The sequence below is a fragment of the Stenotrophomonas sp. SORGH_AS_0282 genome, from assembly GCF_030818125.1.
Classification (GTDB): Bacteria; Pseudomonadota; Gammaproteobacteria; order Xanthomonadales; family Xanthomonadaceae; genus Stenotrophomonas; species Stenotrophomonas rhizophila_A.
Genome location: NZ_JAUTAB010000001.1, coordinates 716069 through 732148, shown reverse-complemented (window position 1 = coordinate 732148; position 16080 = coordinate 716069). Strand labels below are relative to the sequence as shown.

Annotated in this window: 10 protein-coding genes and 1 pseudogene; 7 read left to right on the top strand and 4 right to left on the bottom strand. The window is 66.0% G+C overall.

The window, feature by feature from the left end:
• Positions 1-12: 12 nt before the first annotated feature.
• From QE395_RS03160 to betA, 6 genes and pseudogenes are all read left to right on the top strand, one after another.
• Positions 13-666, top strand: a complete 654-nt coding sequence (locus QE395_RS03160) for a thiol:disulfide interchange protein DsbA/DsbL (RefSeq protein WP_306987540.1) — start codon at positions 13-15, stop codon at positions 664-666.
• 106 nt (positions 667-772) lie between these two features.
• The gene (locus QE395_RS03155; protein ID WP_093533552.1) at positions 773-1603 is read left to right on the top strand and encodes a thiol:disulfide interchange protein DsbA/DsbL; all 831 of its coding nucleotides are present in this window, start codon (positions 773-775) and stop codon (positions 1601-1603) included.
• Positions 1604-1656: 53 nt separating this feature from the next.
• Positions 1657-2394, top strand: coding sequence for an endonuclease/exonuclease/phosphatase family protein (locus tag QE395_RS03150; protein WP_176472599.1), 738 nt, complete (start codon positions 1657-1659; stop codon positions 2392-2394).
• Positions 2395-2474: 80 nt separating this feature from the next.
• Positions 2475-4454, top strand: a complete 1980-nt coding sequence (betT, locus tag QE395_RS03145) for a choline BCCT transporter BetT (RefSeq protein ID WP_093533551.1) — start codon at positions 2475-2477, stop codon at positions 4452-4454.
• A gap of 37 nt (positions 4455-4491) precedes the next feature.
• Positions 4492-5965, top strand: a pseudogene (betB, locus tag QE395_RS03140) (betaine-aldehyde dehydrogenase).
• Between the two features lie 25 nt (positions 5966-5990).
• Positions 5991-7661, top strand: coding sequence for a choline dehydrogenase (betA, locus tag QE395_RS03135; RefSeq protein ID WP_306987538.1), 1671 nt, complete (start codon positions 5991-5993; stop codon positions 7659-7661).
• 36 nt (positions 7662-7697) lie between these two features.
• On the opposite strand, the gene QE395_RS03130 is transcribed toward betA, so the two are convergent.
• Together QE395_RS03130 and QE395_RS03125 are read right to left on the bottom strand one after the other, a co-directional pair.
• Positions 7698-8576, bottom strand: a complete 879-nt coding sequence (locus QE395_RS03130; RefSeq protein WP_249833103.1) for an EamA family transporter — start codon at positions 8574-8576, stop codon at positions 7698-7700.
• Between the two features lie 48 nt (positions 8577-8624).
• Positions 8625-9104 (bottom strand): VOC family protein, encoded by a 480-nt coding sequence (locus QE395_RS03125; RefSeq protein ID WP_068854008.1) that lies wholly within the window; start codon positions 9102-9104, stop codon positions 8625-8627.
• A gap of 311 nt (positions 9105-9415) precedes the next feature.
• Between QE395_RS03125 and fhuE the strand changes: the two genes are divergently transcribed.
• Positions 9416-11578, top strand: a complete 2163-nt coding sequence (gene fhuE / locus QE395_RS03120; protein WP_306987537.1) for a ferric-rhodotorulic acid/ferric-coprogen receptor FhuE — start codon at positions 9416-9418, stop codon at positions 11576-11578.
• A gap of 88 nt (positions 11579-11666) precedes the next feature.
• Here the strand turns inward: fhuE and QE395_RS03115 are convergent, their stop codons facing one another.
• On the bottom strand, positions 11667-14537 hold the full coding sequence (locus QE395_RS03115) for a TonB-dependent receptor (protein WP_306987536.1): 2871 nt from the start codon (positions 14535-14537) through the stop codon (positions 11667-11669).
• 203 nt (positions 14538-14740) lie between these two features.
• Positions 14741-15346, bottom strand: coding sequence for a hypothetical protein (locus tag QE395_RS03110; RefSeq protein WP_306987535.1), 606 nt, complete (start codon positions 15344-15346; stop codon positions 14741-14743).
• Positions 15347-16080: the final 734 nt, after the last annotated feature.

Sequence of the window (16080 nt, the reverse complement as noted above, 5' to 3'; positions counted from 1 at the left end):
AGATGGATGTAGATGACGTTGATGCCCCGCCTGATGCTGTTGCTGCTGGCCCTGAGCCCCCTGTCCGTACTGGCCGCGCCCGCCCCCGCCGCACTGGTGGAAGGCAAGGATTACGAAGTGATCCAGGCACCCGGCCCGCTGGCGCCGCTGGCCGGCAAGATCGAAGTAGCGGAAGTGTTCGGCTACACCTGCCCGCACTGCGCCCACTTCGAGCCGCTGCTGCAGGCCTGGCAGAAGAAGCTGCCCAAGGATGTGCGCTTCACGCCGGTGCCGGCCGTGTTCGGTGGCTACTGGGATTCCTATGCCCGCGCCTACTACGCCGCCGACCAGCTGGGCGTGGCCAAGCGCAGTCATGTGGCGATGTTCGATGCACTGCATGAAAAGGGCTCGCTGCCCCTCTCCAACGTGTCGCCCACGGAGCTGGCCGGCTTCTACAAGGACTACGGCGTGACCGAACAGCAATTCACCACCGCGCTGAAGAGCGATGAAGTGGAGGCAAAGCTGGCCGTCGCCAAATCCTTCGCGCAGCGGGTCAAGGTGCAGGGCACCCCGTCGCTGATCGTCAACGGCAAGTACCTGGTCAAGGGCACGTCCTTCGAAAGCATGCTGCGCAACGCCGATGCCCTGATCGCCCGCGAACGCGAACGCGCCGCGAAGGCTCGCTGAACCGTCACGCACCCTGCACGCGGCGCCCCGGCGGCCGCGTGTCATCATTCCCCTCTGGCCGGCGCCCGACGCGCCGGCCCCAACATGCTCTGCTGGAGACGCTTCGATGAAGACCCGTTTCGCCCTCATGCTCATGGCCCTGCTGCCGATCCTGGCCGCCTGCAAGGCGCAGGACGGCACCGCCAACACCGCCACGCCGACCGAACCGGCTGCGCCGACCAGCACCCCGGCGGCTGAAACCGCCCCGGCCCCGACCGAGGCCGCACCGGCCGCCAGCGGCGAAACCGCCGCCGCCGAGACCGCCGCTGCCGAAGCCACCACCCCGGCCCCGGCACCGGCTTCCTCGCAGCCGACCGGTCCGGCGCCCGTGGAAGGCACCGACTACGTGGTCATCGCCAACGGCAAGCCGTTCCAGCCGGCCACCGGCAAGATCGAAGTGGCCGAAGTCTTCGGCTTCGTCTGCCCGGCCTGCGCTGCGTTCCAGCCACTGATCGGGCCGTGGAAAGCCGGCCTGCCGAGCGATGTGAACTTCGTCTACGTGCCGGCCATGTTCGGCGGCACTTGGGATGACTACGCCAAGGCCTTCTACGCCGCACAGGCGCTGAACCTGGAAGACAAGACCCACGAAGCGCTGTACAAGGCCATCCACGTCGACCAGGCCCTGAAGGGCGAGCGCGGCCGTGATTCGGTGCAGGACATCGCCGCGTTCTATGCCAAGCACGGTGCCGATGCCAAGCAGTTCGAAGCCGCCATGTCGAGCTTCGCGGTGAGCGCCAAGACCAGTGCCGCCAAGCAGTTCGCCCAGCGCAGCCAGATCACCGGCACGCCGTCGGTGATCGTCAACGGCAAGTACCTGGTCAAGGGCAAGAGCTTCCCGGACATGCTGCGCATCGCCGATCACCTGATCGCCCGCGAACGCGCCGCCAAGGGCAACTGAGCATCCAAGAGCAAGCGACCGTCGTGACTTCCCCCAACACGCGGACCCTGCGCCTGCTGACGGCCAACATCCAGGCCGGCTCCAGCACCCGCCGCTACAGCGACTACGTGACCCGCAGCTGGTCGCATGCGCTGCCGGCGGGGCGCAAGCGGACCAGCCTGGACGCCATCGCCCAGCTGGCCCGCGGTCACGACATCGTCGGTTTGCAGGAGGCCGACCCCGGCAGCCTGCGCTCGGGCTTCACCAACCAGACCCACTACCTGGCCGAGCGCGCCGGCTTCAATTACTGGAGCCACCAACCCAACCGCCGCATGGGCGGGGTGGCCTCCAGTGCCAACGGCCTGCTGAGCCGGCTGGAACCAGTGGAAGTCCAGGACCATGCCCTGCCCGGCCGGATCGGCGGGCGCGGCGTGCTGCTGGCCAAGTTCGGCGATGGCAACGAGGGCCTGGCGGTCGCGGTGGCGCACCTGTCGCTGGGCACCAACTCGCGCATGTCGCAGCTGGCCTTCATCGCCGATCTGTTGTCCGAGCATTCCAACGCGGTGCTGATGGGCGACTTCAACTGCCTGGCCGAACGCCCGGAAATGCAGGTGCTGTACCAGAAGACCAACCTGCAACCGCCCGGCTGCGCGGTACCCACTTTCCCGAGCTGGCGGCCGGACCGGGCCATCGACCACATCCTGCTCAGCAGCGGCCTGCAGCAACGCAGTGCCGAAGCGGTACCGGCGGCGTTTTCCGATCACCTGGCACTGGCCATGGAGATCGACGTGCCGAGCGACGCCCTGCGCTGACCGCGTAAACGGGATGTCCACAGCGCGTATGCGCTAATGCGTGGGGTCTGCCGGCAACGGCACCGTGAGCCCCTTCATCCATGAACATCGTGGAGACGCCTCCCAGCGAGGTGCGCACGCTTCGACCCGTCTTCCTGCTTGCCGCCACGATCGTGGCGGCATTCGCCATTCTGGTCACCGCGTTTCCCATTTCGTCCGGCGTGCTGCTGCTGGAAGCGCAGACCTGGGCGTCGCGCAACGTGGGCTGGTACTACCTGCTGGCAATGACCGTGTACCTGGTCTTCGTGGTCGGGGTGGCACTGTCCGGCTACGGCCAGGTGAAACTGGGCGCGGACCATGACGAGCCGGAGTTCAGCTATCTCTCCTGGGCCGGCATGCTGTTCGCGGCCGGGATCAGCATCACGCTGTTCTTCTTCTGCGTGTCCGAACCGCTCACCCATTACCTGCAGCCGCCGCAAGGTGGCGTGGGTGGTGGCGAAGCCGGCGCGCGCCAGGCCATGCAGCTGCTGTTCCTGCACTGGGGCCTGCACGGCTGGGGCGTGTTCGCGCTGGCGGCGATGGCGCTGGCCTACTTCGCGTACCGCCACAACCTGCCACTGGCGCTGCGGTCGGCGCTGTACCCGCTGATCGGCAAGCGCATCAACGGCCCCATCGGTTACACCGTGGATGCGCTGGGCATCGTGGCCACCGTGTTCGGCATCGGCGCGGACATGGGCTTTGGCGTGCTGCACCTCAATGCCGGCCTGAACGTGCTGCTGCCGATCCCGCACGCGCCGTGGGTGCAGGTGGCGCTGATCGCGCTGATGATGGGCGCGGCGATCCTCGTGGCGGTGTCCGGCGTGGAGAAGGGCGTGCGCTGGATGTCGGACATCAACATGCTGCTGGCCATCGCGCTGCTGCTGTTCATGCTGTTCGCCGGCCCCACCCAGTACCTGCTCAGCACCTTCATGCAGAACCTGGGCGATTACCTGGGCAATGTGGTGGGCAAGAGTTTCGACGTGTATGCCTACGGCGGCCGCGCCGACTGGCTGGGCAACTGGACGGTGTTCTACTGGGCCTGGTGGATCGGCTGGGCGCCGTTCGTGGGGCTGTTCATCGCCCGCATTTCGCGCGGGCGGACCATCCGTGAATTCGTGTTCGGCGTGCTGCTGATCCCGCTCGGGTTCACCCTGGCGTGGCTGTCGATCTTCGGCAACAGCGCGCTGGACCAGGTGCTGCACCACGGCCAGGAGCACCTGGCGCAGATGGCCGTGGATAACCCGCCGACCGTGCTGTACGCGCTGCTGGACAACTACCCGTGGAGCCGCGCGGTGATCACCGTGACGGTGATCGTGAGCTTCATCTTCTTCGTCACCTCGGCCGATTCGGGCACCGTGGTGCTGTCCACCCTGTCCTCGCACGGCGGCATGCCCGAGGAAGACGGCCCGCGTTGGCTGCGCGTGTTCTGGGGGGTGATGACCGCACTGGTTACCGCCGGGCTGCTGCTGGCCGGCAGCATGGATGCGCTCAAATCGGCGGTGGTGCTCGCCTCGTTGCCGTTCTCGGTGGTGCTGCTGCTGATGCTGTGGGGGCTGACCCGCGCACTGGGCGAGGAATCCCAGCGGAAGAAAGCCTCGCAATACTCGCCCATTCCCGTGGTGGGGCAATCACGGCACCAGCGTGGCTGGCGCCAGCGCATCACCCAGGCCGTGCACTTCCCGGCACGCGACGAGGTGTACCGCTTCATGGATGAAGAAGTGCGCCCGGCACTCGAGGCCGTGGCCGCGCAGCTGCGCGACAAGGGGCTGGACGTGGAAACCCGCTTCGAGCCAGGCGACATGCAGCTCACCGTGGACCATGGCGAGCAGCAGGTGTTCACCTACCAGGTGGTGATGAAGGGCTACCTCACCCCCTCGTTCGCCGCGCAGCGCTTCCGCAACCAGCGCTACTACCGCGCCGAAGTGCACCTCTACGAAGGCGGACAGGATTACGAGCTGGTCGGCTACAGCCGCCAGCAGATCATCAACGACATCATCGACCAGTACGAGCGCCACCTGCAGTTCCTGCATCTGACCCGTTGAACCCGCTGGTCTCCCGACGCAAACAGGAGTCATCGACATGCCCACCTTCCCCGACCAGCTGCTGTACATCGGCGGCCGCCATGTGGCCTCGCAGGGCAACCGCACCTTCGAAGTGGTCAACCCGGCCAACGGCGAGGTGCTTGCCAATGTGCACAGCGCCAACAGCGACGACCTGGATGCCGCGGTGGAAAGCGCCCATGCCGGCCAGAAGGCCTGGGCCGCGCTCACCACCGTGGAGCGCTCGCGCATCCTGCTGCGCGCGGTGGCATTGCTGCGCGAACGCAACGACGACCTGGCCGAACTGGAAAGCCTCAACACCGGCAAACCGCTGAGCGAAACCCGCAGCGTGGACATCGTCACCGGCGCGGACGTGCTGGAGTACTACGCCGGGGTAATGCACGGGCTGGAAGGCAGCCAGGTGCCGTTGCGCGAAGGCAGCTTCTTCTACACACGGCAGGAACCGCTGGGCGTGGTCGGCGCGATCGGCGCCTGGAACTACCCGATCCAGATCGCGCTGTGGAAGGCGGCCCCTGCGCTCGCGGCGGGCAATGCGATGATCTTCAAGCCCAGCGAAGTGACCCCGCTGACCGCGCTGAAGCTGGCCGAAATCTTCACCGAAGCCGGCCTGCCCGATGGCGTGTTCAACGTACTGCCCGGTGATGGCGCCGGGGTCGGCACCGCACTGACCGAACACCCCCGGCATCGAGAAGATCTCCTTCACCGGCGGCACCGCCACCGGGCGCAAGGTAATGGCCAGCGCATCCAGCTCCACGCTCAAGGAGGTGACCATGGAGCTGGGCGGCAAGTCGCCGCTGATCATCTGCGCCGATGCGGATATCGACCTGGCCGCCGATGTGGCGATGATGGCCAACTTCTACAGCTCCGGGCAGGTCTGCACCAACGGCACCCGCGTGTTCGTACCGCACGCGCTGCAGGCGGATATCGAGCAGGCGCTGCGCGAACGCGTGGCCCGTATCCGCATCGGCGATCCGCTGGCCGAAGACACCAACTTCGGCCCACTGGTCAGCGCCGCGCACATGCGCCGGGTGCTGGCGCACATCGAGAGCGGCAAGACAGAAGGCGCGCGCCTGGTATGCGGTGGCGAGCGCCTTACCGACGGCGCGCTGGGCAAGGGCTGCTATGTAGCCCCGACCATCTTCAGCGATTGCCGCGACGACATGGCCATCGTGCGCGAAGAGATCTTCGGGCCGGTGCTCAGCCTGTTGACCTATGAAGATGAAGACGAGGCGATCCGTCGCGCCAATGCCACCGACTACGGCCTTGCGGCCGGCGTGGTGACACCGGACCTGAGCCGCGCACACCGGTTGATCCACCGCCTGGAAGCGGGCATCTGCTGGGTCAACTGCTGGGGCGAATCGCCGGCCACGATGCCGGTGGGCGGCTACAAGCAGTCCGGCGTGGGCCGCGAGAACGGCCTGGCCACGCTGCGTGCCTACACCCGCACCAAATCCGTCCAGATCGAACTGGACCGCTACGCGTCGGTGTTCTGACCGGCCTGACCAGGAGACCCCCGCGATGAAACGCGAGTACGACTACATCATCATCGGCGCCGGTTCGGCCGGTAACACGCTGGCCGCGCGCCTCACCGAAGACGCCGGCGTGAGCGTGCTGCTGCTGGAAGCCGGCGGCCCGGACTACCGCCTGGATTTCCGCACGCAGATGCCGGCCGCGCTGGCTTACCCGCTGCAGGGCCGGCGCTACAACTGGGCCTATGAAACAGAGCCGGAACCGCACATGGACAACCGGCGCATGGAATGCGGGCGCGGCAAGGGCCTGGGCGGCTCCTCGCTGATCAACGGCATGTGCTACATCCGCGGCAACGCGCTGGATTTCGACCAGTGGGCTACCTTCGATGGCCTGGAGGACTGGAGCTACCTGGACGTGCTGCCCTACTTCCGCAAGGCCGAAACCCGGGACATCGGGCCCAACGATTACCACGGCGGCGATGGCCCGGTCAGCGTGGCCACCCCGAAGAACGATAACAACGTGCTGTTCCACGCCATGGTGGAGGCCGGCGTACAGGCCGGCTACCCGCGCACCGACGACCTCAACGGCTACCAGCAGGAAGGCTTCGGCCCGATGGACCGCACCGTGACCCCGCGCGGGCGCCGCTCCAGTACTGCGCGCGGCTACCTGGACATGGCCAGGGGCCGGCCAGGGCTGGAGATCGTCACCCACGCCACCACCGACCGCATCCTGTTCGACGGCAAGCGCGCGGTGGGCGTGCGCTACCTGGCCGGCGGCAGCGCCGAACCGATCGATGTCGAGGCCCGGCGCGAGGTGCTGCTGTGCGCCGGCGCGATCGCCTCGCCGCAGATCCTGCAGCGCTCCGGGGTCGGTGCGCCGGCACTGCTGGCCGCGCTCGGCGTGCCGCTGGTGCACGACCTGCCCGGGGTGGGGGAAAACCTGCAGGACCATCTTGAGGTGTACATGCAGTACGCCTGCACCAAGCCGGTGTCGCTGTACCCGGCGCTGCAGTGGTGGAACCAGCCGGCGATCGGCGCCGAATGGCTGTTCGCCGGCACCGGGATCGGCGCCAGCAACCAGTTCGAGGCCGGCGGCTTCATCCGCACCCGTGACGACTTCGCCTGGCCCAACATCCAGTACCACTTCCTGCCAGTGGCGATCAATTACAACGGCACCAACGCGGTGAAGGAACATGGCTTCCAGGCGCATGTCGGGTCGATGCGCACGCCCAGCCGTGGCCGCGTGCATGCGCGTTCGCTGGACCCCCACCAGCATCCGTCCATCCTGTTCAACTACCAGTCCACCGACCAGGACTGGCAGGAGTTCCGCGATGCGATCCGGATCACCCGCGAGATCATCGCCCAGCCCGCGCTCGACGAGTACCGCGGCCGCGAGATCAGCCCCAGCGCGGACTGCCGCACCGACGCCGAGCTGGATGCCTTCGTGCGTGCCCGTGCCGAAACCGCCTACCACCCGTCGTGTTCATGCGCGATGGGCACCGATGCGATGAGCGTGGTGGACGGCCAGGGCCGCGTGCATGGCATGCAGGGCCTGCGCGTGGTGGACGCCTCGATCATGCCGCGCATCATCACCGGCAACCTCAATGCGACCTCGATCATGATTGCCGAGAAGATCGCCGACCGCATCCGGGGCCGCGAACCGTTGCCGCGCAGCACGGCCACGTACTACGTGGCCGGCGACGCGCCGGTGCGCGGTTGATGCACAAAATGCGTGCCCGATCGGCCACCCATTGATTCACCCCGCCGGGTCGGGCAGCGCCGGCGGCCGCCGGTTTGCCGTCAACGTGCTCCCCACCGACGCCAGCACCGTGCAGCCGATCGCCGCCCACTGCAGCGGCGTGAGGTGCTCGGCCAGCAGGCCCATCGCTAGCAGTGCAGCCACCGCCGGTTCCATGCTGATCAGGATGCCGAAGGTTTCCTTCGGCAAGCGCTTCAACGCCGCCATTTCCAGTGACATCGGAATCGCGCTTGACACCACCGCCACGCCCAGCCCGAACAGCAGGATCTTCGGGTCCAGCAGCGCCATGCCCGCATGCGCCACGCCCACCGGCACCACCACCAGCGCCGCCGCACACATGCCCAGCGAGACCGTATGCCCGGCCGGCAGGTGGCCGGCGCGCTTGCCGAAGATGATGTACAGCGCCCAGCACACCGCCGCGCCCAGCGCGTACAACACACCAGCCAGGTCAAGCGGCTCGCCGTGGCCCAGCGGCAGCAACAGCAGCAGGCCGGCGGCCGCACACCCCACCCAGACGAAATCGATCGGGCGGCGCGAGGACCACATCGCCACCGCCAACGGACCGCAGAACTCGATGGCCACCGCGATGCCGAACGGAATCGTGCGCAGCGCCATGTAGAACAGCAGGTTCATCACCCCCAGGGTGATGCCGTAACGGAAGATCGCGCCGGCATCGGCCCGCGTCGTGGTCCAGCGCCACGGCCGGAACACCGCCAGCAGCACCAGCGCGGAGAAGCCCACGCGCAGCGCGCTGGTGCCCTGCGCACCGATCACCGGGAACAGATCCTTGGCGAACGAGGTACCCACGGCAAGCGAAGTGACCGAGCCGAGCACGGCCAGGACGGGGAACAGCGTGGAGAGGCGCGACGTAGTCATCGCGCGAGGATACGCCGGGGCACCCGTTGCGAGATACCTGCCGTGTCGTTACCCGCGCACTGCCGCCTCGATCCTGGCCACGTCGATCTTCTTCATGGTCATCATCGCCTCGAAGGCACGTTTGGCCACGGCCGGGTCGGTGCTGTTGAACGCCTCGGTCAGCACGCGCGGGGTGATCTGCCAGGAAAGCCCCCACTTGTCCTTGCACCAGCCGCAATCGCTCTCCTGGCCACCGTTGCCGACGATGGCATTCCAGAGGCGGTCGGTCTCGGCCTGGTCGTCGGTGGCGATCTGGAAAGAGAACGCCTCGCTGTGCTTGAACGCCGGCCCGCCGTTCAAGCCGATGCAGGGAATGCCGACCACGGTGAACTCCACCGTCAGCACATCGCCCTTCTTGCCGCCGGGAAAGTCGGAGGGCGCGCGGTGCACGGCCTGCACCGAACTGTCTGGGAAGGTGGCTGCGTAAAACGCCGACGCTTCTTCGGCGGTCCCGTCATACCAGAGGCACAGGGTGTTCTTGGCGATCATCACCGTTTCCTGGGATCGGGCTCCGGCCCGGGTGAGACCAACGGTAGGCCCGCCGATGTTAAGCGCTGGTAGGTCCGGACCCTTGATCGGGACCCACCCCCCACTTGCGACCGGTAGACATTGCGGATAGGACTGATTCGCATTACCATAATGAGATCCCGTTCGCGCCATGGAGGCGCAGCGGCGATCAGTTGCCAACGCCCGTGCCTGTTTTCACGGCACCCGCCAGCCGCGTACTGCCCCCACTTTGACTGCAGCGCCCGGCATCCGAGGATGGCCGCCTGGTGCGCGCCGCCGCCCAGGAAACGCTGATGACCCGTAGTTCCGCTCTGCCGTCCCGCACCTTGCCGCAAGGCCGCCTGCCGCAGGCGCTGTTGATCGCCCTGGCCACCCTGGCTGCGGCTCCCGCCTTCGCGCAGGACATCGGCGCCGACGCCACCACGCTGGACAAAATCGTGGTCAAGGGCGAGCGTGCCGAGGGCTATTCGGTCCGCAAGACCTCGGCCGGCACCCGCTTCGACCTCGCCCCGCGCGAGATCCCGCAGTCGATCAGCATCATCAGCCACCAGCGCATCGAGGACCAGAACCTCGATGACATCATCGACGTGCTGGCCAACACCACCGGCGTGAGCAGCACCCAGTCCGACACCGAGCGCACCGAGTTCTACTCGCGCGGGTTCTATATCGACAGCTACCAGTACGACAACCTGCCCACCCAGATGGTGCAGAACTGGAGCTACGGCGATTCCGGCCTGGACCTGGCCCTGTACGACCGCGTGGAAGTGGTGCGTGGCGCCACCGGCCTGCTGACCGGCGCGGGCAACCCGTCGGCCTCGGTCAACCTGATCCGCAAGCACGCCGACAGCGCCGAACTGACCGGCAGCGTGTCGGTCAACGTCGGCAGCTGGGGCCGCACCCGCAGCACCGTGGATGTGACCACCCCGCTGAATGCCAGTGGTTCGGTGCGCGCGCGCGTGATCGGCAGCTACCTCGATACCGAATCGCAGATGGACGGCTACGACCAGCACAAGACGCTGGGCTATGCGGTGATCGACGCCGACCTGACCCCAGACACCCAGCTGAGCGTGGGCTACGACTACCAGCAGAAGCGCGCCAACGGCGTGACCTGGGGCGGCTTCCCGATGTTGTTCTCCGACGGTTCGCCGACCCCGTTCGACGAATCGTTCAGCGCCAATCCGCGCTGGACCTACTGGGACACCACCAGCAAGCGCCTGTTCGCGACCCTGGAACACGGCTTCGCCAACGACTGGAAGGTTCGCGTGGGCGCCACCCATGACGAGACCAAGGCCGACGACAAGCTGTTCTACCCGGCCTACAACGACTGGACCACCGGTGCTTCGCTGCTGGACCCGGTTACCGGCGCCGGCGTCACCCCGTCGGCCGGCTTCTACAACACCGAGCGCAAGGTCGATGCGGTGGACGGCTACGTCGAAGGCCCGTTCCAGCTGTTCGGCCGCGAGCACCAGGTCATGGCCGGCCTGAGCTACAACAAGCGCCGCTACGCCAACTATGGTGACTATCAGGGTGGCTGGGCGCCGCTGGACAACTACCTGGGCGGCGTTGCCGATTTCCCGGAACCCAACTGGCTGGACACCCTGCCGCTGCAGAGCGAAGGCACCATCACCCAGAAGGCCGGCTATGCCGCCACCCGCCTGTCGCTGGCCGATCCGCTGAAGCTGATCCTCGGTGCGCGTTACACCGACTGGAAGAGCGAAGGCGAAGGCGCCGACCGCTCGCACAAGGTCACCACGCCCTATGCCGGCCTGGTCTACGACCTCAACGACACCTGGTCGACCTACGCCGCCTACACCGAGATCTTCCAGCCGCAGACGCTCAAGCAGCAGAACGGCAGCTACCTGGATCCGGTGGACGGCAAGAGCTACGAAGTGGGCGTCAAGGCCGCCTGGTTCGACAACCGCCTGAATGCCTCGCTCGCGGTGTTCCGCATCGAGCAGGACAACGTGGGCCAAGCCACCACCATTCCGGTGCAGGGCAGCCCGAACGAGTTCGCCTACATCGCCGCGCGCGGCACGGTAAGCCGTGGCTTCGAGCTGGAATTGAACGGTGAGCTGGCGGCGGGCTGGAACGCCACCTTCGGTGCCTCGCGTTACGTGGCCAAGGACATCAACGGCGCGGACATCAACACCAACCTGCCGCAGACCACCATCAAGCTGTTCACCAGCTACACCCCGCAGGCGCTGAGCGACCTGACCGTCGGTGGCGGCGTGAACTGGCAGAACGGCATCTACTACCCGGTGCCGGCCTACGGCCGCATCGAGCAGGAGAGCTACGCGCTGGTCAGTGCCTTCGTGCGCTACCGCCTGGCCCCGCAGTTCAGCGTGCAGGCCAACCTCAACAATCTGCTGGACAAGGAATACTTCTCGCAGATCAACGGCTACGGTGCCTACGGCGACGGCCGCAACGGCTCGATCACCTTCACCTGGTCGTTCTGAGGTTGCACCCGACCGTTGGTCGGGGTGGCCGGTAACAAGCAGAAAGCCGGGCCAAGCCCGGCTTTCTGTGTTTCAATCTGCGTTTCAATCAGAACCGCAGGTCCGCGCGCAGGTACCAGTAGCGCCCACGCGGGATGTCGTACGTCGACGCGTCATAGCCGTTGAGCGAGCATGACAGGCAGATCGGCGGATCCTTGTCGAACGCGTTGTTCAACCCGGCGCTGAGCTGCAGGCCCTTCATCCAGTCGAATTTGTAGCCCACCTGGAAGTCGTGGTACGTGGTGGCTGCAAGTTTGTTGGTCCCGCCGGCCTGGTCACTACACACCGGGAAGCTGGACGCGTCGCCGCACTGCTCGGTCAGCTCGGAAATGTGCCGCACCGTCCACGACGCGTTCCAGTTGGCCAGGGTCCAGCCAATGGTTGCGTTGCTGGTCCATTCCGGAATGGAGCTGTTGACCACCTCCACGCCCGGTTCCTGCGGCTGGCGTTGGCCTGCCGCCCCCAGCGCCTCATAGCGGCCCACGAACGTGTTCTGCCAACCCAGCTTGAACTGGCCGATCTCGCTCTGCGGCAGCGTCCAGAACAGGTCAACGTCCCAGCCGTCGGTCTTGATCGAGCCCAGGTTGGTCAGGCGGTTGTTGAAGCCGCTCACCGCACCGGTCGATGCACGGGTGATGCCATCGCAGTACAGCGCGTCCAGCGTGTCCACGCACAGGTCAAGCTGGGTCTGCGCATCGATGGCCTGGATCGCGCCTTCGATGTTGTGGCGGTAGAAGGTCACTTCCACGTCGAAGCGCTCGGACCACGAGGCGTTGTTGCCGAACCACGGGCTCCACACGAAGCCGGCACTGAAGCTGCGCGAGGTTTCCGGATCCAGCTGGTCATTGCCGCCGGTGGTGACCGAGATCTGCGAATTCGCCTGCTGGAAGCCAGTCGGCACGCCCAGCGCCGCGCAGTTGGCCGCACTGCCGCGCGGCGGCGTGCCGCCCAGGCCCACCGAGCACGGATCGAACAGCTGCAGATCCGCGCGCGCGGCCGAGCCGTACAACTCGCCGATGGACGGGGCGCGGAAGCCTTCGGCATAGCTGGTGCGCAGCACGAAGTCGTCGGTCACCTGCCAGCGTAGGCCGTACTTGGGCGTGAACTCGCCACCGAAGGTGGAGTAATCCGAATAGCGCCCGGCCAGGCTCAGGTCCAGCTTTTCACCCAGCGCGCTCTTGGCGAAGATCGGCACCGCCAGTTCGAGGTACACCTCGTTAACATCATAGGAACCTGAGGTCGGCAGCGACGGCACGCCGTTGTAGTGGCCGCGCACCGTGATGGGATCGGGCTGGTATTCGCCTTCGTACTTGCGGTACTCGTACCCGGTGGCAAACGACAGCGGGCCTGCCGGCAGCGTGAGCAGGTCGCTGCTCAGGTTGGCGGTGAACAGGGTGAGCTCGTTCTGGCTGCGGTCGTGCACCACCGGCTGGATCCAGTCCAGCATCGGCCGGGTGATGGTGCCTGGGCCGCCGAAGATGTTCAGCGGCACGCAGCCCGGGGTGGCCGCGCAGATGGCCGGATCACCCAACGCGATGTTGGCGTTGTAGATGTTGTAGCTGCCGTAGTTGGTCTGCTCGGCCTTGTTCTTGCTGTACATGCCGTTGACGTCCCACGACCAGCTGCGATCGACGGCCTGGAACAGGCCCACCAGCCCGGTGGCGAAGTAGGTGGTGTTCACTTCCTGCTCGAAGATGCGCGGCCCGCCTTCCACCGGGCGGCGGCCGATCATGCTCAGGTTGCTGGACGAATCCAGGTCGAACCCGAACGGGTTGTACGGGTTGAGCGCGGAAATGACGATGTTGTCGGCCAACGGGTTGCCGGTGGCGCCATCAGGGCCGAAGAACAGCGGCTCGGGGCCGGCCTGGTTGGTCGATTCGCGGCGGTTGGCCAGCGCCTTGATGTACCACTGCACGTTGTCGGTGATGTCGAAGCGGAACTGGCCGAAGATGCCCTTGCGCTCGGACGGGGTCAGCAGCAGGTTGTATTCGGCGAAGTTGAAGCGGTCCGCCGTAGTGAAGCAGTGGTAATCGTCGGTCCGGTCGCAACCGCCCACGCCGTTGAAGGTGGGATCGGTGGCGCCGGTGTTGGGCGTGATGTTGTAGGCAATGCCGGTGTTCGGGTCGGTGAACATGAAGCGGCCGGTCGGGGTCGCCGAGCTGCCGAACGACAGTCCGGTGCCGGGAACCGGGTAGCGCGACTGTTCGCGGGTGTTGGCATATACCGCGTCCTGCTTGGTCCAGCTGGCGCCCAGGAACAGGCTGTAGCGGTCGCCACTGGTGCCCCAGGCCAGGTCCACGCCCTTCTGGGTGCCATCGCCCTTGCTGTACTCACCGTAGTTCACGGTGACCTGGCCGCCATCGAACTCGCGGCGGGTGATGATGTTGACCACGCCGGCAATCGCGTCCGAACCGTACAGCGACGAGGCGCCGTCTTCGAGCACTTCAATGCGCTCGACGATCGCCAGCGGAATGGTGTTGAGGTCGGTGGCCGCGCCCACGCCGGACGCGGAGGATTCGTTGACCCAACGGATGCCATCGACCAGCACCAGCACACGCTTGGCGCCCAGGTGGCGAAGGTCGACCTGGGCCGAACCGGCACCCACGCCGCTGCCGTCGGGCGGGAAACCGAAGTTGCCCGACGAGTTGAACTTGGCGTTGAGCGCCGAACCGGAACCGGTCAGCTGCTGCAGCACCTCGCCGATGGAATTCAGGCCGGTGCGTTCGATCTCGCTGCGGGTGAGGGTCTGGATCGGCACCTGGCCTTCGACCTCGGCCCGCTTGATGCGGGTACCGGTGACTTCCACCCGGTCCAGTTCGGTGGTGGTGCGGGGAGCATCCTGCGCGGTGGCAAGGGCGGGGACGGACAGCAGGCACAGCGCTACGGCAGCCGCCAAGGGGCGGTAATGCAGGTTGTTCATTCGCTCTCTCTCCAAAGGAATGGCTTGCTGGGGCCGCCTCGCCTCCCCCTTGAAGCGCGGCAGCGTCTCCTTTGTAAACAACCTGTAAAGATGAAGGCGTGATGAAAGTGTGGATTTCACGCAGACGTTACGGATGCGGCACCGAGCGGCGCATCTAAGCCGACGAGCGGCTGCGCAGCAGCCGAATTCCGGACGGAAGCGCCCTATTCCGTATGGCAGCTCAAAGCGGTGCCCGACCATCGGCACCGCAGGCGGGTGGCAGAAGGGGTGTCGACGTGCACGGGGATGCCCTGCGCCCGTGCGGCCCGCACCCACGCCTGGCGGTTGCGGACATTCTGGAACTGGTACGACCCGACCAGCGACACCGCACCGGCGCGCTGGGCAGCACTCTGGTCCGGCAGCTGATTGCCGTAGGGGTCGCGGCTTTGACCCGTGACATAGCCGGCCCGGCGGTTGCTGTTGCCGTCCATGGTGTAGACCGTCCAGGAACGGTCTGGCCAGACAAGCTCAACCCGCAACGGCCCTATGCCCAACCTGTCGTACAGCTTCAGCCGGCGCTCGTGCAGGGTCATCGACAGCTCGTCGAGCCGTTGGTAACCGGTGGTGGCCCCAGCCAGGTGGCGGGCCAGCTGCGCGCCAAGGCGGGTCTGCAGCACAGTGTCCTGCGCCACTGTCACCGCGCTGAGCTGAGGCAGGGTTCGCTCGTGGTCGGCAACGCGCCCCCCAACGGAAACCGCCGCCGGTGCGGGTGCGGGCAGAAGTAGGAACCCCAGCACAACAAGAACGAGCAAGCAGCCAAGCGACTTCATCGCAGTGCCCCCTATGCGTTGCTTCCTCAATCGTCCTTCGGATACAGCTCAACCGATCGGCCTATCCCGGCCGCAGCGATCCGACCGAGCAATGCGCTATGGAACTGAAACCCACACAATCCGCTCAAGAACGCACTTACATAGAACTCAACTTCGCCACCGCTCTCCACCAGGCTGCGTATGAAGTCGTCGTACTCGCTGATCCTCTCGAGGCACCGCCCCAACCATATGAAATATTCGGTCCGAATCTGGCTGCAGTAAGCCTGATTTCCATACAGGACATGGATCCGACGCTATCTCCACTCACTTCGCACCGCACTTCTCTCGAACCCGACTTAGGACACGGGTGTGAGCACCACTTTTCTTCAGCTTTACTTCGAGTCCACTGCACTCAAGCCTGACGCCGTCCCCTCCGGGATATACCAGCAGCGCTCCCTTAGGATCAACACCGTCCAAGTAGAGAACTGCGCAGCCATCCCCATCGACTGCAATCCGGACCGCCCTGGATCGAAGATTGCTCAGCTCCTGACTTCCAGATTCGCACATCGCGCCATAGTACAGGCCACTCATGTCTCCATATATTTTCTTGGAATCAAGCTCCCCCCTAGTTCCATCATCGCATGCAATCAGCAGCGTAACGACCGATGCAAAAGTGATGATCGACCGAACTCTTCTACGCAAACTTCCTGCCATACGTCGTACCTATACACGAAGCGATATGTTGACAAAAACCA

Excerpts from the sequence above, each read along its gene's own strand:
- QE395_RS03160 (WP_306987540.1), top strand. The coding sequence starts at position 13 with ATGACGTTGATGCCCCGCCTGATGCTGTTGCTGCTGGCCCTGAGCCCC.
- QE395_RS03155 (WP_093533552.1), top strand. The coding sequence starts at position 773 with ATGAAGACCCGTTTCGCCCTCATGCTCATGGCCCTGCTGCCGATCCTG.
- betT (WP_093533551.1), top strand. The coding sequence starts at position 2,475 with ATGAACATCGTGGAGACGCCTCCCAGCGAGGTGCGCACGCTTCGACCC.
- betA (WP_306987538.1), top strand. The coding sequence starts at position 5,991 with ATGAAACGCGAGTACGACTACATCATCATCGGCGCCGGTTCGGCCGGT.
- QE395_RS03130 (WP_249833103.1), bottom strand. The coding sequence starts at position 8,576 with ATGACTACGTCGCGCCTCTCCACGCTGTTCCCCGTCCTGGCCGTGCTC.
- QE395_RS03125 (WP_068854008.1), bottom strand. The coding sequence starts at position 9,104 with ATGATCGCCAAGAACACCCTGTGCCTCTGGTATGACGGGACCGCCGAA.
- fhuE (WP_306987537.1), top strand. The coding sequence starts at position 9,416 with ATGACCCGTAGTTCCGCTCTGCCGTCCCGCACCTTGCCGCAAGGCCGC.
- QE395_RS03115 (WP_306987536.1), bottom strand. The coding sequence starts at position 14,537 with ATGAACAACCTGCATTACCGCCCCTTGGCGGCTGCCGTAGCGCTGTGC.
- QE395_RS03110 (WP_306987535.1), bottom strand. The coding sequence starts at position 15,346 with ATGAAGTCGCTTGGCTGCTTGCTCGTTCTTGTTGTGCTGGGGTTCCTA.